General features: G+C 67.5%; 18 protein-coding genes and 1 riboswitch. Of the genes, 13 read left to right on the top strand and 5 right to left on the bottom strand.

Features of this window, described 5'->3' with window-relative positions; genetic code table 11:
- Positions 1-24: 24 nt before the first annotated feature.
- Entirely contained in the window at positions 25-495 is a 471-nt protein-coding gene (gene rraA / locus AC4D2R_RS13640; protein WP_490940544.1) for a ribonuclease E activity regulator RraA, read from the bottom strand.
- Between the two features lie 125 nt (positions 496-620).
- Between rraA and AC4D2R_RS13635 the strand changes: the two genes are divergently transcribed.
- The 4 genes from AC4D2R_RS13635 to AC4D2R_RS13620 all read left to right on the top strand — a co-directional run bounded on the left by AC4D2R_RS13635 (position 621) and on the right by AC4D2R_RS13620 (position 7,076).
- Positions 621-1,376, top strand: a complete 756-nt coding sequence (locus tag AC4D2R_RS13635) for a GAF and ANTAR domain-containing protein (RefSeq protein WP_490940542.1) — start codon at positions 621-623, stop codon at positions 1,374-1,376.
- A gap of 81 nt (positions 1,377-1,457) precedes the next feature.
- A riboswitch (glycine riboswitch) is annotated at positions 1,458-1,561 on the top strand.
- A 161-nt stretch (positions 1,562-1,722) separates the two neighbouring features.
- On the top strand, positions 1,723-4,584 hold the full coding sequence (gene gcvP, locus AC4D2R_RS13630) for an aminomethyl-transferring glycine dehydrogenase (protein ID WP_490940540.1): 2,862 nt from the start codon (positions 1,723-1,725) through the stop codon (positions 4,582-4,584).
- Positions 4,585-4,587: 3 nt separating this feature from the next.
- Positions 4,588-5,694 carry a glycine cleavage system aminomethyltransferase GcvT gene (gene gcvT / locus AC4D2R_RS13625; protein WP_490940538.1) on the top strand — a complete coding sequence of 369 codons (1,107 nt, stop codon included), beginning with the start codon at positions 4,588-4,590 and terminating at the stop codon, positions 5,692-5,694.
- Positions 5,695-5,696: 2 nt separating this feature from the next.
- Entirely contained in the window at positions 5,697-7,076 is a 1,380-nt protein-coding gene (locus tag AC4D2R_RS13620; protein ID WP_490940536.1) for an L-serine ammonia-lyase, read from the top strand.
- Between the two features lie 23 nt (positions 7,077-7,099).
- Here the strand turns inward: AC4D2R_RS13620 and AC4D2R_RS13615 are convergent, their stop codons facing one another.
- Entirely contained in the window at positions 7,100-7,543 is a 444-nt protein-coding gene (locus AC4D2R_RS13615; RefSeq protein ID WP_490903137.1) for a MarR family winged helix-turn-helix transcriptional regulator, read from the bottom strand.
- A gap of 137 nt (positions 7,544-7,680) precedes the next feature.
- Complete coding sequence (locus tag AC4D2R_RS13610; RefSeq protein ID WP_490940534.1) at positions 7,681-8,487, bottom strand: alpha/beta fold hydrolase; 807 nt, start codon at positions 8,485-8,487, stop codon at positions 7,681-7,683.
- Between the two features lie 92 nt (positions 8,488-8,579).
- On the opposite strand from AC4D2R_RS13610, the gene AC4D2R_RS13605 reads away from it, so the two are divergent.
- Positions 8,580-9,314, top strand: coding sequence for a response regulator (locus AC4D2R_RS13605; protein WP_490940532.1), 735 nt, complete (start codon positions 8,580-8,582; stop codon positions 9,312-9,314).
- A 39-nt stretch (positions 9,315-9,353) separates the two neighbouring features.
- On the opposite strand, the gene AC4D2R_RS13600 is transcribed toward AC4D2R_RS13605, so the two are convergent.
- Entirely contained in the window at positions 9,354-9,692 is a 339-nt protein-coding gene (locus tag AC4D2R_RS13600) for a GNAT family N-acetyltransferase (RefSeq protein WP_490903143.1), read from the bottom strand.
- 146 nt (positions 9,693-9,838) lie between these two features.
- Here AC4D2R_RS13600 and AC4D2R_RS13595 point away from each other — a divergent pair, with 146 nt between their 5' ends.
- Positions 9,839-11,521, top strand: a complete 1,683-nt coding sequence (locus AC4D2R_RS13595; RefSeq protein ID WP_490903145.1) for an ABC-F family ATP-binding cassette domain-containing protein — start codon at positions 9,839-9,841, stop codon at positions 11,519-11,521.
- 24 nt (positions 11,522-11,545) lie between these two features.
- Here AC4D2R_RS13595 and AC4D2R_RS13590 read toward each other — a convergent pair whose 3' ends face one another.
- Positions 11,546-11,938 carry a toxin-antitoxin system YwqK family antitoxin gene (locus AC4D2R_RS13590; RefSeq protein WP_490940530.1) on the bottom strand — a complete coding sequence of 131 codons (393 nt, stop codon included), beginning with the start codon at positions 11,936-11,938 and terminating at the stop codon, positions 11,546-11,548.
- Positions 11,939-12,022: 84 nt separating this feature from the next.
- Between AC4D2R_RS13590 and AC4D2R_RS13585 the strand changes: the two genes are divergently transcribed.
- The 7 genes from AC4D2R_RS13585 (at position 12,023) to rpsF (ending at position 18,878) form a co-directional block, all read left to right on the top strand.
- The gene (locus tag AC4D2R_RS13585; protein WP_490940657.1) at positions 12,023-13,201 is read left to right on the top strand and encodes an MFS transporter; all 1,179 of its coding nucleotides are present in this window, start codon (positions 12,023-12,025) and stop codon (positions 13,199-13,201) included.
- Positions 13,202-13,246: 45 nt separating this feature from the next.
- Positions 13,247-14,242, top strand: coding sequence for an ATP-binding cassette domain-containing protein (locus tag AC4D2R_RS13580; RefSeq protein ID WP_490940528.1), 996 nt, complete (start codon positions 13,247-13,249; stop codon positions 14,240-14,242).
- On the top strand, positions 14,239-15,087 hold the full coding sequence (locus tag AC4D2R_RS13575; protein WP_490903150.1) for an ABC transporter permease: 849 nt from the start codon (positions 14,239-14,241) through the stop codon (positions 15,085-15,087). The genes AC4D2R_RS13580 and AC4D2R_RS13575 overlap by 4 nt, the downstream gene beginning before the upstream one ends.
- A 160-nt stretch (positions 15,088-15,247) precedes the next feature.
- Positions 15,248-16,195 (top strand): ABC transporter ATP-binding protein, encoded by a 948-nt coding sequence (locus AC4D2R_RS13570; RefSeq protein ID WP_490940526.1) that lies wholly within the window; start codon positions 15,248-15,250, stop codon positions 16,193-16,195.
- Positions 16,192-17,082: an ABC transporter permease gene (locus tag AC4D2R_RS13565; protein WP_490940524.1), complete on the top strand. Its 891-nt coding sequence runs from the start codon at positions 16,192-16,194 to the stop codon at positions 17,080-17,082. The genes AC4D2R_RS13570 and AC4D2R_RS13565 overlap by 4 nt, the downstream gene beginning before the upstream one ends.
- A 35-nt stretch (positions 17,083-17,117) precedes the next feature.
- Complete coding sequence (locus AC4D2R_RS13560) at positions 17,118-18,410, top strand: M18 family aminopeptidase (RefSeq protein ID WP_490940522.1); 1,293 nt, start codon at positions 17,118-17,120, stop codon at positions 18,408-18,410.
- Between the two features lie 162 nt (positions 18,411-18,572).
- Positions 18,573-18,878 carry a 30S ribosomal protein S6 gene (gene rpsF / locus AC4D2R_RS13555; RefSeq protein WP_490903156.1) on the top strand — a complete coding sequence of 102 codons (306 nt, stop codon included), beginning with the start codon at positions 18,573-18,575 and terminating at the stop codon, positions 18,876-18,878.
- Positions 18,879-18,885 lie beyond the last annotated feature (7 nt).

Raw genomic sequence — 18,885 nt, 5'->3', positions numbered from 1 at the left:
CGGGGAGGGATGCCGGGGGAAGGTCTACTGGGGGGATTTGGTCAGCACGCCGTCGTCGTCGCTCCACAGGAACGCGCCGGGGGTGAAGATGATCCCGCCGAACGACACCGGCACGTTCCGCTCGCCGGCGCCTGCCGTCCGGGCCAGCCGCGGGTTGGTGCCAAGGGCCTTGACGCCGAGGCCCAGGGCGGCGAGTGCCCCCGTGTCGCGCACGGCCCCGTGAACCACCATGCCCGCCCAGCCGTTGGCCACAGCGCGGCGGGCAGCACGTTCGCCGAAAAGCGCGGCGTCCAGGGAGCCGCCGCCGTCGACGACAAGGACCCGCCCGTCCGCCGGTTCATCGAGGACGCGCTCCACCAGCGCGCTGTCCCCGCAACGAAGGGTCAGAATGACGCCGGAGAACACGCGGTGGCCGCCGAACTGGCGGAACTGGGTGGCGCAGCTGTCAATGCGGTCGCCGAACTCATCGGCGAGGTCTGCTGTGGTTGACTGCATGGCGTTCCTCCCGGCCCAGTGCTTTGCCCTGATGCCGGTATATCACCCGGGCGGGGGTGGCGCACGGGGTGCGCCGGAGGCGTAACCTCTTTCTAGAGCGCGAGGATTGCCCGGGAGGCAAGGAAATGACCGGTAATGATCGTCACGACAGCGGGTTCGATCCCGGGGCGGGCGGCGTCCCCGAGGACGACCTCGCAATGCGCCTTGGAGACCTTGCGCGGTCAATGCAGACCGAGAAGGACGAGGCGGACATCCTTTTCCAGCTCGTCGAGGCCGCCGTCGCACTTGTGCCGGGAGCGGACGAAGCGTCAATCAGTATGGTCACCGGGCGGAAGAAGATCGAGTCCCGTGCGCCGTCGTCGAATCTTCCCCGACAGGTTGACGCACTGCAGATGCAGACCGGACAGGGGCCGTGCCTCGACGCGGTGTATCACGACCGGGTGGTGAGCGTTCCGGATATGCGAACCGAAAACCGCTGGCCCGAGTTCGCCAGCGGCGCCTCCGCCCTGGGGGCGGCCAGCATGCTCTCCTTCCAGCTCTTCGTCGACGGAGACACCCTCGGAGCGCTGAATCTCTACGGCAGGAAGCCCGAAGCCTTCGATGAGGATTCCGAGCATGCCGGGCTGCTTGTCGCAGCCCATGCCGCGATCGCCCTGGCCGATGCGCAGAAGGCGGCGCAGCTGCGCAGCGCACTGGTGTCGCGGGACCTGATCGGGCAGGCCAAGGGCATCCTGATGGAACGGTACAAGATCACCGCGGACCAGGCGTTTGTCCTGCTCGCCAAGGCAAGTTCCGACAGGAATATCAAACTCGCCCGCACCGCCGAACTGCTTGCCAGCACCGGTGAGCTCCCGCGCAGGACCGAGCCGGCGGTCGAGTGAGGTGCCGGGCCGTCCTTTGCCCGCGGCGCCCAGCCGCGGTAGTCTGTGAGTGGCAACACACCACAAAATTTCATATGCCCTTGACCTGCAGCGGGAGAGTTCTGCCGTTGACGTTCACACCGGCAGGCGCCGTAGGAGCAAATCCTCCCCAGGAATCTCTCAGGCCCTAGTACCGCTGCGGTTAGGCAACTCTGGAAAGCAGCTCGATCTCCCCGCCAGGGGCGGCCCGGCTCACCGACGGTGCAAGCAGGCACGGAGCCCTGCGGAATCTCTCAGGTCCAAGACAGAGCGGGGAGGAACTCGACCAGGTGCGCCCCCAGCGCTTTTTTGACGTACGGAGTTCCCAATGACCGCCCATCCCGCCTTGGCATCCACCTTCGCCGACCGACATATCGGCCCGCGTTCAACCGACGCCGCCCAGATGCTTTCCGTGCTGGGATACCCCAGCATCGACAAGCTCGTTGACATGGCGGTGCCGGCGAGCATCCGCTCCGCGCGCGCCCTCAACCTTCCTCCCGCGCTCAGCGAACCGGAGGTCCTGGCGCAGCTGCGGCGCATCGCCGGCAGGAACAAGACCGCCGTGCAGATGATCGGCCAGGGGTACTTCGACACGGTCACCCCGCCGGTGATCCGCCGCAACGTTCTCGAATCACCCGCCTGGTACACCGCGTACACCCCCTACCAGCCGGAAATCTCCCAGGGCCGCCTCGAGGCGCTGCTCAACTTCCAGACAATGGTGCAGGACCTCACTGCGCTGGACATCGCCAACGCATCGCTGCTCGACGAAGCCTCCGCCGTCGCCGAGGCCGTGCTGCTCATGCGCCGTTCGGGCAGGAACAAGTCCGGGCGCACCGTGATCGACGCCGACTGCCTGCCGCAGACCGTGGCCGTCGTCCGGGGCCGCGCCGAGGCGCTCGGCTTCGAAATCGAAATCGCCGACCTGTCGGGCGGCCTGCCCGAAGGCGACATCAACGGCATTGTCCTGCAGCAGCCCGGGGCGTCAGGGGCCCTGCACAACCACGAAGCCGTCATCGCGGCAGCCAAGGAACGCGGCGCCCTTGTCACTGTGGCTGCGGACCTGCTCGCCCTGACCCTGATCACCGCTCCCGGTGAGCAGGGCGCCGACATCGCCGTCGGCTCCGCCCAGCGCCTCGGGGTGCCGCTGTTCTTCGGCGGACCGCACGCCGCCTACATGGCAGTGCGCAAGGGGCTTGAGCGGATGCTGCCCGGACGCCTCGTCGGGGTCTCCAAGGACGCCGACGGCGCCCCCGCCTACCGGCTGGCCCTCCAGACCCGCGAGCAGCACATCCGCCGGGAGAAGGCCACCTCCAACATCTGCACCGCGCAGGCCCTGCTGGCCATCACCGCCAGCATGTACGCCGTCTACCACGGACCCGAGGGCCTCAAGGAAATCGCACGGCGCACCCACCGGAGTGCGGTCCAGCTCGCCGCGGTGCTCGCCGACGCCGGAGCGACGGTCGTCCACGAGCAGTACTTCGACACGCTCCTGGTCCGCGTGCCCGGGAAAGCCGCTGAACTGGCCGACGCCGCCGAGGCCCAGGGCTACAACCTCCGCCGCATCGACGCGGACCACCTGGGGATCTCCTGCGACGAGACAACCACCGAGGAGCACATCAAAGCCCTCGCCGGGGTCTTCGGCGGAGCAGTCCCTGCGGATTCCGAAGCGCAGAGCGCGATTCCGGCGGACCTTGTCCGCACCTCGGACTTCATGACCCACCCGGTCTTCTCCCTCCACCGCTCCGAAACGGCGATGCTGCGGTACCTGCGCCGGCTCTCCGACAAGGACCTGGCGCTGGACCGCACCATGATCCCGCTGGGTTCGTGCACCATGAAGCTCAACGCCACTGTGGAAATGGAATCCATCTCCTGGCCGGAGTTCGCTTCGATCCACCCCTTCGCCCCCGAGTCCCAGACCGAGGGCTGGCGGGAACTGATCACCGACCTCGAGGAACGGCTCGCCGAGATCACCGGCTACGCCAAGGTCTCCCTGCAGCCCAACGCCGGCTCCCAGGGCGAGCTCGCGGGCCTGCTCGCCATCCGGGGCTACCACCGCTCCCGCGGGGACGAGAACCGTACTGTGTGCCTCATCCCCTCTTCGGCGCACGGCACCAACGCGGCCTCGGCCGTCCTGGCCGGCATGAAGGTGGTTGTCGTCGCCACAGCCGCCAACGGCAATATCGACCACGACGACCTCAAGGCGAAGATCGAGCAGCACGCCGAGAACCTCTCCGCGATCATGATTACCTACCCCTCCACGCACGGTGTGTTTGAGGAGGACGTCCGCTGGGTCTGCGAGCAGGTCCATGCTGCAGGCGGCCAGGTCTACATCGACGGCGCCAACCTCAACGCCCTCGTCGGGCTGGCCAAGCCCGGTGAGTTCGGGGGAGACGTGTCCCACCTGAACCTCCACAAAACCTTCTGCATCCCCCACGGCGGCGGCGGACCCGGCGTTGGCCCCGTCGCGGTAGCCGAGCACCTCATTCCCTTCCTGCCCGGCGACGCGAACCGCGACATCGCCACCGACGGCGCCCCCTCCGCCGAGGGCGGCGCTCCCGTCAGCGCGTCGATGTACGGCTCGGCCGGTGTGCTGCCGATCTCCTGGGCATACGTCGCCCTGATGGGCGCCGAAGGCCTCACAAGCGCGACGGCGCACGCGCTGCTCGCCGCCAACTACGTCGCCGCCCGGCTCACCGAGCACTTCCCCGTGCTCTACACCGGGGCGCAGGGACTTGTTGCACACGAGTGCATCCTGGACCTGCGGCCGCTGACCGCGAAGACCGGAGTAACGGCCGAGGATGTCGCCAAGCGGCTCATCGACTACGGGTTCCACGCGCCCACGCTGTCCTTCCCGGTCGCCGGAACGCTCATGGTGGAGCCCACCGAGTCCGAAGACATCGCGGAACTCGACCGTTTCATCGACGCGATGATCGCCATCCGCGGCGAAATCGAGAGCGTGGCCAATGGTGACGTTCCGGTCGAGCAGAGCCCGCTCCGTCAGGCCCCGCACACCGCCCAGATGCTGATCAGCGACGCCTGGGACCAGGCGTACCCCCGGGAGGCCGCGGCCTACCCGCTGCGGTCCCTGCGGCACGACAAGTACTTCGCCCCGGTGCGCCGCATCGACGGCGCCCACGGCGACCGGAACCTGATCTGCTCCTGCCCGCCCATCGAAGAGTTCGAGGACTAAACCATGCCCAAGCAGACGGCGCTCTACGCCCAGCACGAAGCCCTCGGCGCCTCGTTCACCGACTTCGGCGGCTGGCAGATGCCCCTGAAATACCGCAGCGAGCTCGAAGAACACCACACGGTGCGCCGGGCCGCCGGTCTCTTCGACCTCTCCCACATGGGCGAGGTTCTCGTGACCGGGGCGCAGGCAGCGGACTTCCTCAACTACGCGCTCGTCGGCAACCTGGCGGTGATCCCGGTGGGGAAGGCGAAGTACTCCCTCATCTGCGACGCCGACGGCGGGGTGATCGATGACCTCATCACGTACCGGCTGGCCGATGACAGCTTCCTCGTTGTGCCCAACGCCGGCAACGCCGACACCGTTGCCGCCGAACTCCGGCGCCGCGCCGAGACGTTTGACGTCGCGGTTGAGGACCAGTCGGAGAACACCGCCTTGATCGCCGTGCAGGGACCCAACGCCGAAGCGGTCGTGCTCGCCCTGGCCCCCGAAGAAGCCGCAGGGACCATCCGGGAGCTGCGCTACTACGCCGCGGTCGAGGTCGAGCTTGCCGGCGTGCCGGTTCTGCTCGCCCGCACCGGATACACGGGCGAGGACGGGTTCGAACTGTTCGTCGGCAATTCCTTCGCGGTCCGGATGTGGGAGGCCGCAATCGAGGCCGGCGCCCCGCACGGGCTGATGCCCTGCGGACTTGCCGCCCGGGATTCGCTGCGCCTCGAAGCCGGAATGCCCCTGTACGGCAACGAACTGCGGCTGGACACCAACCCGTTCGAGGCAGGACTCGGGCCGGTGGTCAGCCTGAAGAAGACCGAAGACTTCGTGGGGCGGTCGGTGCTTGAACCGCTGAAGGCCGAACAGCCGGAACGCCGCCTCGTGGGCCTGAAGGGCTCGGGACGGCGCTCGGCGCGGGCCGGATACGACGTGGTCCGCGACGGATCCACGGTCGGCACCGTCACCTCCGGGCTCCCCAGCCCCACCCTCGGATTCCCGATCGCCCTTGCCTACGTCCAGGCTTCGATGGCTGAGCCGGGCACCGAGCTGCACGTGGACCTGCGCGGCAAGCCCGAGGTCTTCACCGTCGTTGAAACCCCTTTCTACAAGCGGCAGAAGTAGCGATGACGGTCAGCGCGTTCGACCTCTTCAAAATCGGCATCGGCCCGTCGAGCTCCCACACCGGCGGCCCGATGACCGCCGCCTTCCGCTACACCGAGCTGCTCGAGGCGGCGGACCTGACCGTACGGGTGGAACGGGTGCAGGTCGAGCTGTTCGGCTCGCTCGGCGTCACGGGACACGGCCACGGCACCGTGAAGGCGGTCCTCCTCGGATTGGAGGGCAGCCAGCCCCACCTCGTCGACCCGACGACGGCGGATGCGCGAGTTGCGGGTATTTCGACGTCCCGCTTGCTGCGGCTCGGCGGGGGCCGGAGCATCACCTTCGACCCGGACGTCGACCTCATCCTGCACCGGCGCAAGCGGCTTGACTACCACACCAACGGAATGCGTTTCCAGGCGTTCGACGGCTCCGGCGCTCTCCTGAAGGCCCGGGACTACTTCTCGGTGGGCGGCGGGTTCGTGCTCGACGAGGACCAGGTCGCCTCCGAGCCGGCGGCTGCGGCGGCTGCTGCCGTGCCCGTGGCCTACCCCTTCGACTCGGCGGATGAGCTCCTGGCGCTGTGCCGGGCCAACGGAATGTCCTTCTCCGACGTCGTCCTGGCCAACGAATGCGGCTGGCGCAGCGAGCAGGAGGTGCGGGGCGGGCTGCTTGAGATCTGGGAGGTCATGCAGGACACCATCCGCCGCGGCACGGCCACCGGGGGAATCCTTCCGGGGGGCCTGGGCGTGCGCCGCCGCGCGGCCCGCCAGCTTGAGCTCCTCGAAAAGGCCAACGATCCCGAAGACCGCCTCGGCACAATGGAATGGGTCACCCTTTTCGCACTCGCCGTCAACGAGGAGAACGCAGCGGGAGGGCGCGTGGTCACGGCCCCCACGAACGGGGCGGCCGGCATCATCCCCGCGGTGCTGAAGTACTACGTCGACTTCGTCCCGGGAGCCAACGAGGACGGCGTCGTGCGGTTCCTGCTCGCCGCTACCGCCGTCGGCTCGCTCTTCAAGAAGAACGCCTCGATTTCCGGTGCGGAGGTCGGCTGCCAGGGCGAAGTGGGCTCGGCCTGCGCGATGGCCGCCGGCGCCCTCGCCGAGGTGCTCGGGGGCACCCCGGAACAGGTCGAGAACGCGGCGGAGATCGGCATTGAGCACAATCTGGGGCTCACCTGCGATCCCGTGGGAGGCCTCGTCCAGATTCCGTGCATCGAGCGCAACGCGGTCGGCGCCATGAAGGCGATCACCGCTGCGCGGATGGCGGTCCGCGGTGACGGACAGCATCACGTCTCGCTGGACATCGCGATCAAGACAATGCGCGACACCGGCGCCGACATGATGGACAAGTACAAGGAGACGGCGCGGGGTGGGCTCGCGCTCAACGTCGTGGAGTGCTGACCGCGGGCCCTGCGGGGCTCCGGTCAGACCGCCGCGGCCACCGGCCGTGAGCGCTGCGGTGCCAGTTCACCGATAATCCCGCGCAGCAGGTTGCGCAGTTCGGCCGACTCCAGGCCTTCCCCGGTCATCAGGGTCCGCTCAATGTCCTGCGCCATGGTCAGGGCCTGGAGGCCCGACGGGGTGATGGTGATCCGCTGGCTCCGGCGGTCGCGGGTGTCCCGGATGCGGGAGATGAATCCCTGCCGTTCAAGCTTCTCGAGGGTCTTGCCGATGGTCTGCGCCTGAACATGGACGGCGAGGGCAAGACGGGAGCCGGTCATCGTTCCTTCGCGGGAGAGAACTCCCAGCGTGGTGTAGCCGGCATGGGTGATCCCGATGTCGAGGAGGCGCTCGTTCCAGGCGTGATCCACAAGGCGGGCTGCGGTGGTGAGGAGGCGGCTCGTTGACCACTCGTTCAGATCGGGCATGACTGGTCTTCTTCCGGGTATCGACTTTCAGCAATACACCAACTATGAAGTGTGATGTTCAAGTTTCCCCTGTGATCCCGGCGAAGCTTTCGGCAAGATGCGTCAGGCGCGGCGGGGATTGTCCTGCTCGACGCCGATTACTGGTGCGCGGCTCCCGATGCGGCATCCGGACGGGTCTGCCCGCCCAGCCACGGGCGGTCGACGAATTCGCGGACCGCCGCAGCAACCTCGCGCGGCGCGGAATGCTGAACGACATGCGGCTGCCCAGGAATCGACAGCAGGGCACCCGACGGGGCAGCCTCACTCAGTTCCCTGCACCAGGGTTCCCTCGCCACGGGGTCGCGGGAACCCCTCAGTACGAGCACCGGGCAGGAGAGCCGGCGCACTTCATCCTCAATGCGGTACTCCATCATCGGGCCCAGTTCCCTGAGGTACCAACGTATGCCTGTACGTGCATAATCAGACAGCACCAGGTAATTGGCCGAGGCCGTCTCCCGGAGGGCATCGTGGCCCAAAGCCGCGGACTGCCGCCACACGGAGCGCCGCTCCCGGTCAACCACCGGTCCCAGCAGGACGACGCGGGCTGCGAGCAGCGGGGAAGCGCTCGCGGCGGCCACAACGACCTGCGCGCCTTTCGAATGCCCCACAAGCACGCAGGTTTCCACGCCCAGCTCCCGCAGGGCATCGGTGAGGACCGCGCCGTGATCCTGCACGGAGAGGATTCCCGGGGGACGGGGGTTCGGGCCGAATCCGGGAAGGTCGACGGAATACGTGTCCGCCGTCGCGGAGAGCTCCTCATGCAGCCGCTTGAAGTAGCGGTAGGACATGCCGATGCCGTGAACGAGCACGAACGGCGGTTCCGTGTTCCCCGCGGGGCCCGGCGAAAAATGGAAACGGACCTGCTGTCCGAGGGCGTGAAAGGTTGAGACCGTGGCTGAGACCATTCGGCGAGTATATGGGGCCGTTTACAGGACAAAGTTCAAGACAGCCTCAAGACCAGCCAGCGGCTAGGACAAATATCTGGCAATGTATTCATATGCCCGATCTTCAACCCGCCCGCACCGCCCTCATTGTCGAGGACGACGAGGACATCCGCCAGCTCCTGGGCACAGCGCTGCGCAAGAACGGTTTCACCATCCTTGAGGCCTCGACCGGGTCTGAAGGTCTCCAAAAGGTCCGGGAACACCAACCCGACCTGATCACCCTCGACCTGAACCTGCCCGACCTTGACGGCGTTGAGGTGTGCCGCCAGTCGCGCGCGGTCAGTGACGCCTACATCGTGATGGTCACCGCCCGACAGGATGAGATCGACCGCCTCATCGGCCTCGAAACCGGCGCCGACGATTTCATCGGCAAACCCTTCAGCCCCCGGGAATTCACCGCCCGCGTCTCGGCCATGTTCCGCCGGCCACGCACCGGTCCTTCGTCCAGCGCCGCCTCCGATGCTCCGCATGAGGTCCTCCGCCACGACGGACTCATCCTCGACGTCGACGGACGCACCGTCAGCCTCGACGGCGTCGAGCTCCCGCTGACCCGCATCGAGTTCGACCTGCTCGAAACGCTCCTCAACGGCGCCTCCAGGGTCTGGACGAGGGAGGCCCTGCTCACCCGGGTGTGGGGCGAGGCATGGGCGCTCGACCACCACCTCGTCGAGGTGCACATCCGGAACCTGCGCAAGAAGCTCAGCGAGGACACAAGCAATCCCCGCTTCATCCGCACCGTGCGGGGAGTGGGCTACCGGATGACGCCCACGACAACGAGCGCACGCTAGGCGCCGCAACCCGCGTCGGCGGACTTCCCTGCGGGGAACTCAGGGACGCCGGCGCTGCGGGCGGTCGATGAGCCCGTCGTACTCGTGGTGGTCCTTGAGGTACGACACGATGTACGGGCACAGCGGCACGATCCTGCGCCCTTCGTCGCGGATGTCGTCGAGCATTCCCTTGACCAGGACCGTGCCGAAGCCCCGTCCCGTGTAGGCTTCATCGATTTCCGTGTGGATCAGCACGATCTGGTTCTGCTCGGGACGGAGCCTGTACTGGACGAAGCCAAGGGTGGAGCCGTCGCCGGTCAGCTCGTACCGGTTGCGTTCCGGAGCGTCTGCGACGCGGACTGAGGCGTACGGCTGATCCGCTGGGGCGTCGGCGGTCATTGAAGCGGTTCCTTCCCGTGGGCCCTGCTGGGGTGATGGGGCTTCGGGGGTTTGAAGCTCCCTCGTCCTTGGGATGATACGTCCGGCGGAAGGACCTGAACAGGCCCCGCGGCGGCAGCCCGGCTTTGCGTCGCTAAGCTTGAGGAGTGGCACACCTTGACGTTTCCAACATCGACTATTTCCTCTCCGACGGCAGGCAACTGCTCAACGCCGTCTCCTTCAAGGTGGGGGAGGGCCACAAGACCGCCCTGATCGGGCCCAACGGCACCGGCAAGACGACCCTGCTCCGCATCATCTCAGGGGACATCAGCGCCGACGAGGGAGCGGTCACGCGCTCCGGCAGCCTCGGCATCATGCGCCAGTTCGTCGGCCAGGTCCGTGACGACACAACCGTCAGGGACCTCCTGGTCTCCGCGGCGCCTCCCGTCCTTGCCGCCGCGGCGCGGGCGGTCGACGACGCCGAACTCGCCATGATGGAAACCGACGACGAGCCGACGCAGATGCGGTACGCCCAGGCGATCTCCGACTGGGGCGACGCGGGAGGCTACGAGCTCGAAACCATGTGGGACGAAGTGACGATGGCGGCCCTCGGCATACCGTTTGAGCGCGCCCAGCACCGGGCCGCGTCGTCGCTGTCGGGCGGCGAGCAGAAGCGGCTCATCCTCGAGGCGCTGTTCTTCGGGCCCGACGAGATGCTGCTGCTCGACGAACCCGACAACTACCTCGACGTGCCGGGAAAGCGCTGGCTCGAGAAGAAGCTCGCGGAGTCGACCAAGTCGGTGCTCTTCGTCAGCCACGACCGCGAACTGCTGGCCAACGCGGCAACCCGGATCGTCACGCTCGAACCCGGTGTGCTCGGCGCCTCGGCATGGGTGCACGGCGGGGGGTTCGAAACCTACCTCCAGGCCCGTCGCGACCGCAATGCCCGGTTCGAGGAGCTGCGGCGGCGCTGGGATGAGGAGCACATCAAGCTCAAGGAGCTTGTGAACATGTACAAGAACAAGGCTGCCTTCCGCTCCGACATGGCCAACCGCTACCACGCGGCGCAGACCCGTCTGGCGAAGTTCCTTGAGGCCGGTCCGCCCGAGGCGATCCCCCTGGAACAGAACGTTTCGATGCGCCTCCACGGCGGCCGGACCGCCAAGCGGGCCGTCGTCGCGCAGAAGCTCGAGCTGACCGGGTTGATGAAGCCGTTCAGCACCGAGATCTGGTTCGGCGACCGTGTGGGAGTGCTCGGCTCCAACGGATCCGGCAAGTCCCACTTCCTCCGCCTCCTCGCGGGCGGCGGAACGGATCCCGACAAGGAACACCTGCCGGTGTCCGACGTCGACATCGCCGAGGTTCCGCACGAGGGCTCGGTCAAGCTGGGAGCGCGGATCCGGCCCGGGTTCTTCGCCCAGACCCACTCGCGGCCCGACCTCCTGGGGCGCACCCTGCTGGACATCCTGCACCGCGGCGACGAGCACCGGTCCGGGCTCGGGCGGGAAGCCGCATCGGCCGTGCTTGACCGTTACGGCCTGGCGGGTCAGGCCGAGCAGCAGTACGACTCGCTGTCGGGCGGGCAGCAGGCGCGGCTGCAGATCCTGCTGCTCGAGCTCTCAGGGGCAACCCTGCTGCTCCTCGACGAACCCACCGACAACCTCGACCTTCACTCGGCCGAGGCGCTCGAGCATGCGATCGACGGGTTCGAGGGCACCGTCCTTGCCGTCACCCACGACCGTTGGTTCGCCCGCAGCTTCGACCGCTTCCTGGTGTTCGGCTCCGACGGGAAGGTGTACGAGACCGAGGAACCCGTCTGGGACGAAAAGAGGGTCGAGCGGGTCCGCTGAGGCCGGTTTCCGCAGCGGCCGCGGTCAGCCGAAGGACCTGGTCCGGGTCACATTGCCTTCCGCATCGTAGGTGATCCACTCGCCGGTCTTCTTCCCATCGACGTAGTGGCCGGCATCGAGGACCGCGCCGCTGGCGTGGTAGCGCTTCCACGGGCCCTGCTGCAGCCCGTTGCTGAATGCGCCGTGCTGGAGCAGGCCACCGTTCTCGCGGTGCCAGAGGCACTCGCCGTCGAGCTGTCCGTTCACATAGGAAACGCTGGCCTTCACCTGCCCGTTGCGGAAGTAGAAGGTCCACGGGCCCGAGCGCTCGCCGTCCTCATACCGGCCTTCGCCGGACAACCCGCCCCCGGCGAAACGCTCCTCCCACCGGCCGGCCTTCTTTCCCGCGGAGTCTGTCGAGTTGAGTGGTTCGTCCATCCCGCAAGCGTATGACTGACAGGTTTGGAAGGCGTGGACCGCACCGCATACGGTGACAAGGTGAACCCCAAACTTCGGCCTGCAATGTGGGCGACCTTTGCCATTTTCGGCCTCAACGGACTGGTGTTTGCGAGTTGGGCCGCGCGGATCCCGGCGGCCTCCGCCACCCTCGGCCTCGGCTCCGGGCAGATGGGGGCGCTGCTGCTTGTCGGCGCGATCGGCTCGGTGTTGTCCCTGCCGCTCGCCGGAACAGTGGCGGCACGGATCGGCACAGCGAACACGGTGCGGGCCGGCGGCACGGCGTCGTCGGTCGCAGCGGCAACCGTCGCCGCGGGGCTCTGGACCCATTCGGTGCCCCTGGCGGCCGTCGGGCTTTTCCTCTTCGGCGCCGGTGTCGCGCTTTGGGACGTGGCGCAGAATATCGAGGGCGCAGAGGTTGAACGCCGGCTCCGTTTCACTCTCATGCCGCGCTTCCACGCGGCGTTCAGCGGTGGAGCGTTCCTCGGGGCGCTCCTGGGGGCGGCGCTCGCGGCGCTGGACGTGGAACTTGCCGCCCACCTGCTGGCGGTTTCCGTTGTGGCCCTGGCCATCTCCCTCTGGATCCCCCGGTACTTCCTTCCCACCCTCGCCCACCAGAGCGAGGTGCCGTCGGCCGCGGCAGGAGGCCGGTTCGCCGTCTGGCGGGAACCACGCACGCTGCTGATCGGCCTCGTCGTGCTGGGTGCGGCGCTGACTGAAGGCGCGGCCAACGACTGGCTGGCCAAGGCGAGCGTTGACGGGCTCGGCACAAGCGAGAGCACCGGGGCTGTCATGTTCGCCCTCTTCGTTGCGGCAATGACGGCCTTCCGGTTCATCGGCGGCCCGTTCATCGACCGCTACGGCCGAGTGCGGGTGCTCCAGGCCAGCCTCGGGGCTTCCCTGCTGGGCCTGCTGCTCTTCGTCTTCGCGCCCACCGTGCTCCTGGCTGCGGCCGGCGCCGTCCTGTGGGGAGTGGGGGCCGCCCTCGGGTTCCCCATGGGAATGTCTGCCGCAGCCGACGAGCCGGCACGCGCCGCCGCCCGGGTGTCGGTGGTGTCGACCATCGGCTACTCGGCCTTCCTCGCGGGCCCGCCGCTGCTTGGGTTCCTCGGCGACATCGTGGGCATCCGCACGGCCCTGCTCGCCGTCGGCGTCGCCGTCCTCGCTTCCTTCATCGTTGCCCCCGCCGCCCGGGAGCGCCGGGAGACCGAGCGCACGGCAATTTTGGATAAGGACAGCATTTGACCTGATCGGTTAGTCTGCGGGGCGCTTTCCTCCTACGCTGTGGGAATGGCGATTATTGAGGCACGCGGTCTGAAAAAGACCTATAAGTCAAAGAGCGGACCGGTGCATGCCCTTGACGGCATGGATCTCTCCGTGCCCCAGGGCACAGTAAAGGCGCTGCTCGGGCCGAACGGCGCCGGCAAAACCACGGTGGTGAAGGTGCTGACCACCCTGATCCGTCCCACCGAGGGAACGGCACACGTCGATGGGATCGACGTCCTCAGCAACCCCAAGGCAGCCCGCCGGATCATCGGTGTCTCGGGGCAGTACGCGGCGGTCGACGAGAACCTCACCGGTTTCGAGAACCTCGAGATGGTCGGCAGGCTGTACCACCTCGGAGCGCGCGAGGCCAAGCGCCGGGCGCAGGAACTGATCGACCAGTTCGAACTGACGGAGGCGGGCAACCGCCCCGTCAAGGGCTTCTCGGGAGGCATGCGCCGCCGGATCGACCTGGCCGGCGCCCTCGTCATCAATCCGAAGATCCTGTTCCTCGACGAGCCGACAACGGGGCTCGACCCGCGGAGCAGGCTGTCGCTTTGGGGAATCATCAAGGACCTTGTCAACGACGGTACAACGCTGCTGCTCACCACCCAGTACCTTGAGGAAGCGGACCAGCTCTCGGATGACATCGCCGTGATCGACGGCGGGCGGGTCATCGCCGAAGGCACAGCGGACCAGCTCAAGGCACAGATCGGCGGCCACCGCGTGGTTGTGACCCTTGTCGATGCCTCCGACGCCGCGGCGGCACGCGAGGTCCTTGGGCGCCACGGCGACGGTTTGCCGACCGTCGCCGACGACGGCCGCACCGTGGAAGTCGGCGTCATCAACGGGCCGCGGGCCCTCCAGTACGTCCTGGGCGACCTGGGCCAGGCGGGAATCGAACTCCACGACGCCGGCATGCGGCGGCCCAGCCTCGACGACGTTTTCCTCAAACTCACCGGCCGGCACGCTGAAGCGGCCGAAGACAGCTCCGCGACACCAGCAAAGGAGAACGCAAAATGAGCGTCCTGGCTCCCGAGAACCGGCACGCCGGGCCGGCTGCCGACCCCGGCGCCGCTTCGATGTGGTTGTCGGACGGCTGGACCGTCACCAAGCGCAACCTGACCAAACTGAAGCGCTCCCCCGACATGCTGGTCTTCGCCGTCCTGCAGCCGATCATGTTCGTGCTGCTCTTCAGCCAGATCTACGGCGGTTCGATCGCGGTCGAAGGCACCGACTACACCCAGTACCTCATGGCCGGGATCTTCGCCCAGACGGTGATCTTCGGGTCGACCTTCTCCGGCTCCGCCATGGCCCAGGACCTCAAGGACGGCATCATCGACCGCTTCCGGACCCTGCCGATGAGCTCATCGGCGGTCCTGGTCGGGCGCACGAACAGCGACCTCGTCCTCAACGGGATCTCGGTCATCATCATGATGGCCACCGGCTTCGTTGTGGGGTGGCGGATCAACGCCTCCTTTGGAAGCTTCCTCGCGGGCATCGGACTGCTGCTGCTGTTCTCCTACGCCTTCAGCTGGGTGATGGCGCTGCTCGGCATGAGCGTGAAGTCGCCGGAAGTCATCAACAACGCCTCCTTCATGATCCTGTTTCCCCTGACGTTCATTTCGAACGCCTTCGTGCAGAGCCAGAACCTCCCGGCACCCCTTGAAGCGTTCGCCAACTGGAATCCCGTTTCTGCGCTGGTGCAGGCCGCGCGCGAGCTCTTCGGCAATGTCGGCTCGGTGCCCACCCCGGACTCCTGGCCCATGCAGAACGCGGTGCCCACGGTCCTGATCGGCGCGGTCCTGATGCTGCTGATCTTCGTCCCGCTGTGCATCCGGAAATTCGCCTCGATCAGCTCCCGCTGACGGGCCTCCGCCCACGCCCACGCACCCGGCCGTCCGCGCGCCGCGCCGCCCCGGTCCACGGAAACCTCCGCGGACCGGGGGTGCCGGCGGGGCGGCAGCCTAGAGTGGGGCGAAACAGCCGCGTGCGGCACCTCCAGACCAACCAGCCAAAGGACACGTCATGATCGAGGCACACGGCCTTTCCAAGCGCTACGGCCCCAAAACCGCCGTCGACGGCATCTCCTTCACCGTCCAGCCTGGCAAGGTGACAGGATTCCTCGGTCCCAACGGCGCGGGGAAATCCACGACCATGCGCATGATCGTCGGTCTTGACACGCCGAGCGCCGGTTCGGTGCGGGTCAACGGGCGCCGGTACTCCGAACACCGGGCGCCGCTGCGCGAGGTGGGGGCGCTGCTCGAGGCGAAGGCGTTCCACACAAAGCGCAGCGCCTACAACCACCTGCGCGCCATGGCCGCAACCCACGGCATCCCCAACAGCCGGGTCCGGGAGGTCATTGAAATGACCGGGCTGGGGCCGGTCGCCAAGAAGCGGGTCGGTGGATTCTCGATGGGGATGGGCCAGCGCCTCGGGATCGCCGTCGCGCTGCTGGGCGACCCTCACACGGTCATTCTCGATGAGCCGGTCAACGGCCTGGACCCTGAGGGCGTCCAGTGGGTCCGGCACCTCGCCCGCGGCCTCGCGGCCGAGGGCCGCACCGTCTTCCTTTCGTCCCACCTCATGTCCGAGATGGCGATGACGGCGGACCACCTCATCGTGATCGGCCGTGGCCGGATCATCGCCGATGCCCCGGTCTCGGAGATTCTCGCGGGCGCGGGCCAGCTCAAGACCCGGGTCCGCACCGACCGCCCGGCCGACCTGCTGGCGGCGCTCGCGGGCGACGGAACGACCTCGAAACTCCTCGAAGCCGAGCTCCTCGAAATATCCGGACCCCATCCCCGCAGGATCGCCGAAACGGCCCTGCGCCACCAGGTGCTCGTCTACGAACTGACGCCGCTTCAGGCTTCCCTCGAGGAGGCCTACATGGAGCTCACGGCCTCGGAAGTCGAATACGCCTCGCACGACCTGCCCCTGGGCGTCCAGGGTGTCCCCGAAGGAGACCGCTCATGAGCACCTCAACCTCCACCCCGCCGGCCCCGGCCGGGGCGGGGACCGTCAGCAAAAACGCACCCCACCTCAGCTTCGCCCGCGTCCTGAGGTCCGAGTGGATCAAGATCACAACGGTTCCGTCGACGGTGATCCTCCTCGTCTGCACGCTTGTGGTGATGGTGGGCCTTGCCGCCCTGTTCGCGTGGTCCCTCCAGACGGCCCAGGCCCAGCTGAATTCGGGCGGGCCCGCGCCCCAGATGGGTCCGCCGGAGGAGCCGATGCCGGATATCGGAGACCTTGCCCGCACCGCTCCCTCGTCGGGCACCATCTTCGGGCAGCTCCTCATCGCCTCCCTCGCGGTGGTGCTGATCGCCTCCGAGTGGGCCACGGGCATGATCCGGTCAACGATGGTTGCCGTTCCCAAACGCGTGCCTGCCCTGCTCGCGAAGAACGTCATCGCCGCCTTCGTATCGTTCCTTGTCGGCGCACTTGCAGCCCTGCTCTCGTATTTCGCCGTCCAGCCCATCCTGGCCGTCGAAGACCTCGGCTTCGCCCTCACCGACGAGGGTGTGGGCGCCAGCATTCTCAACACCGGAACCTATCTGGCGCTGATTGCCGTGATCTCCATGGGGATCGGGACACTGCTGCGCAACACCGCAGGCGGGGTGGTCACGGCCGTGGGACTGTTCTTTGTGGTTCCCGTGATCGTGGTCAACCTGATCTCCGGGCTGGCCGACTGGATTCCCGATGCGGCCCGCTTCCTGCCGACCAATGCCGGAGACCGGCTTGTCGCCATCACGGCGGAGGAGGGTGCCCTGACCCAGTGGGAAGGCGGCCTCGTCCTCGGAGCCTGGGCCGTTGTCCTGCTTGTCGCCTCCCTTGTGGTCGCCCGGAAGCGGGACGTCTAGGACCGGCAGCGCGCGGGATCTGGTTGAATCGGAACATGCCTTCAGCCTCAACCCACATCAACGACCTCGGCGCGTATGTCAGTGCCTCCCCCTCCAGCTTCCACGCGGCGGCAGAAGGCGGACGGCGGCTTGCCGCGGCCGGGTTCGAGCGACTCTCGGAGAACGACGCGTGGCCCTCCGGACCCGGGAACTATTTTGTGATCCGCGACGGCGCCCTCATTGCGTGGTCCGTTCCGGAGGATGCGACCGCCGCCACGGGGTTCGCCATCCTTGGCGCCCACACCGATTCGCCGTCGTTCAAGCTCAAGCCCAAGCCCACCATCGGCCGGCACGGCTGGCTCCAGGCCGGCGTCGAAGTCTACGGCGGGCCGCTGCTCAACTCGTGGCTGGACCGCGAGCTGGCCCTGGCGGGGCGGCTCGTCACCGGTGACGGAAGCGAACACCTTGTCGCAACCGGACCGCTGCTTCGGTTCCCGCAGCTCGCCATCCACCTCGACCGCTCAGCCAATGACGGCCTGAGCCTCAACAAACAGCAGCACATGAACCCGGTCTGGGGTCTCGGTGAGCCGCAGGCGGCGGACCTCCTCGGCGTGCTTGCGAACTCCGCCGGCCTCGACCCCGCAGCGGTGGGCGGGTTCGACATCGTCGTAGCCGACACACAGGAACCGGCAGTGTTCGGCGCGAACGGCGAGTTCTTCGCCTCGGGACGGCTGGACAACCTCACCTCGGTCCACGCCGGACTCTCCGCGCTCATCGACACCGCCGGGTCCGCGGCCGGGCCAGGGCGGCCCATCGCGGTGCTCGCGGCTTTCGACCATGAGGAGGTGGGAAGCGCCTCCCGTTCAGGGGCGAGCGGGCCGTTCCTCGAGGACGTCCTGCTGCGGATTTCGGCGGGTCTCGGGGCCGGCCTGGAGGACCGCCTGCGCGCCATGGCCTCCTCGTTCTGCATTTCCGCCGACGCCGGCCACGCCATCCACCCCAACTACGCCGAACGCCACGACCCCGCGAACCATCCGGTGCTCAACGGCGGCCCGCTGCTGAAGATCAACGCCAACCAGCGGTACACCACCGACGCCCCCGGCGCCGCGCTCTGGGCCGCTCTCTGCGCCGAGGCCGGTGTCCCGTACCAGGAGTTCGTCTCAAACAACACGGTGCCGTGCGGCTCAACGATCGGTCCACTCACCGCTACCCGTCTGGGCATCCGCACCGTCGACGTCGGAACCCCGCTGCTGTCGATGCATTCGGCGCGCGAAATGTGCGGTGTTGAGGACCCGGTACGCCTTGCACAGGTGGCGTCGCGCTTCTTCGTGCGCCCCCTCCACCCCTGAACCGGACCGATTCTCCCGCCGCCCGTTCATCCGCTAGTATTGACAAGTCTGTGCTGAGTCCTGTGGGCGGGAAATCCCGCCGGCGGCAGCCGGATCAACGCTAAAGAACCTCCTGTTACGGAAAGGCCGTGACCGTTTAGCCCAAAGGAGGTGGGTTCACACATGCGTGCATATGAATTGATGGTAATCATCGACCCCGATGTCGAGGAACGTACCGTCGAACCGACACTTGAGAAGTTCCTGAACGTCGTCCGCAACGGCGGCGGCAGCGTGGACAAGGTGGACATCTGGGGACGTCGCCGTCTGGCTTACGAAATCCAGAAGAAGGCCGAAGGCATCTACGCCGTCGTCAACTTCACCGCGACTCCCGCAGTAGCAGCTGAACTCGACCGCCAGCTTGGCCTCAATGAGACCATCATGCGGACCAAGATCATCCGCCCCGAGGAGCAGAAGGTTTCCGCCGAGTAGTTTCGGC

It is taken from the genome of Arthrobacter sp. TJ-217 (assembly GCF_058269255.1).
This window is presented reverse-complemented; position numbering and strand designations above follow the sequence as displayed.

Bases quoted from the DNA above. Each gene is read 5' to 3' on its own strand.
- rraA (WP_490940544.1), bottom strand. From the start codon at position 495: ATGCAGTCAACCACAGCAGACCTCGCCGATGAGTTCGGCGACCGCATT.
- AC4D2R_RS13635 (WP_490940542.1), top strand. From the start codon at position 621: ATGACCGGTAATGATCGTCACGACAGCGGGTTCGATCCCGGGGCGGGC.
- gcvP (WP_490940540.1), top strand. From the start codon at position 1,723: ATGACCGCCCATCCCGCCTTGGCATCCACCTTCGCCGACCGACATATC.
- gcvT (WP_490940538.1), top strand. From the start codon at position 4,588: ATGCCCAAGCAGACGGCGCTCTACGCCCAGCACGAAGCCCTCGGCGCC.
- AC4D2R_RS13620 (WP_490940536.1), top strand. From the start codon at position 5,697: ATGACGGTCAGCGCGTTCGACCTCTTCAAAATCGGCATCGGCCCGTCG.
- AC4D2R_RS13615 (WP_490903137.1), bottom strand. From the start codon at position 7,543: ATGCCCGATCTGAACGAGTGGTCAACGAGCCGCCTCCTCACCACCGCA.
- AC4D2R_RS13610 (WP_490940534.1), bottom strand. From the start codon at position 8,487: ATGGTCTCAGCCACGGTCTCAACCTTTCACGCCCTCGGACAGCAGGTC.
- AC4D2R_RS13605 (WP_490940532.1), top strand. From the start codon at position 8,580: ATGCCCGATCTTCAACCCGCCCGCACCGCCCTCATTGTCGAGGACGAC.
- AC4D2R_RS13600 (WP_490903143.1), bottom strand. From the start codon at position 9,692: ATGACCGCCGACGCCCCAGCGGATCAGCCGTACGCCTCAGTCCGCGTC.
- AC4D2R_RS13590 (WP_490940530.1), bottom strand. From the start codon at position 11,938: ATGGACGAACCACTCAACTCGACAGACTCCGCGGGAAAGAAGGCCGGC.
- AC4D2R_RS13585 (WP_490940657.1), top strand. From the start codon at position 12,023: ATGTGGGCGACCTTTGCCATTTTCGGCCTCAACGGACTGGTGTTTGCG.
- AC4D2R_RS13580 (WP_490940528.1), top strand. From the start codon at position 13,247: ATGGCGATTATTGAGGCACGCGGTCTGAAAAAGACCTATAAGTCAAAG.
- AC4D2R_RS13575 (WP_490903150.1), top strand. From the start codon at position 14,239: ATGAGCGTCCTGGCTCCCGAGAACCGGCACGCCGGGCCGGCTGCCGAC.
- AC4D2R_RS13570 (WP_490940526.1), top strand. From the start codon at position 15,248: ATGATCGAGGCACACGGCCTTTCCAAGCGCTACGGCCCCAAAACCGCC.
- AC4D2R_RS13565 (WP_490940524.1), top strand. From the start codon at position 16,192: ATGAGCACCTCAACCTCCACCCCGCCGGCCCCGGCCGGGGCGGGGACC.
- AC4D2R_RS13560 (WP_490940522.1), top strand. From the start codon at position 17,118: ATGCCTTCAGCCTCAACCCACATCAACGACCTCGGCGCGTATGTCAGT.
- rpsF (WP_490903156.1), top strand. From the start codon at position 18,573: ATGCGTGCATATGAATTGATGGTAATCATCGACCCCGATGTCGAGGAA.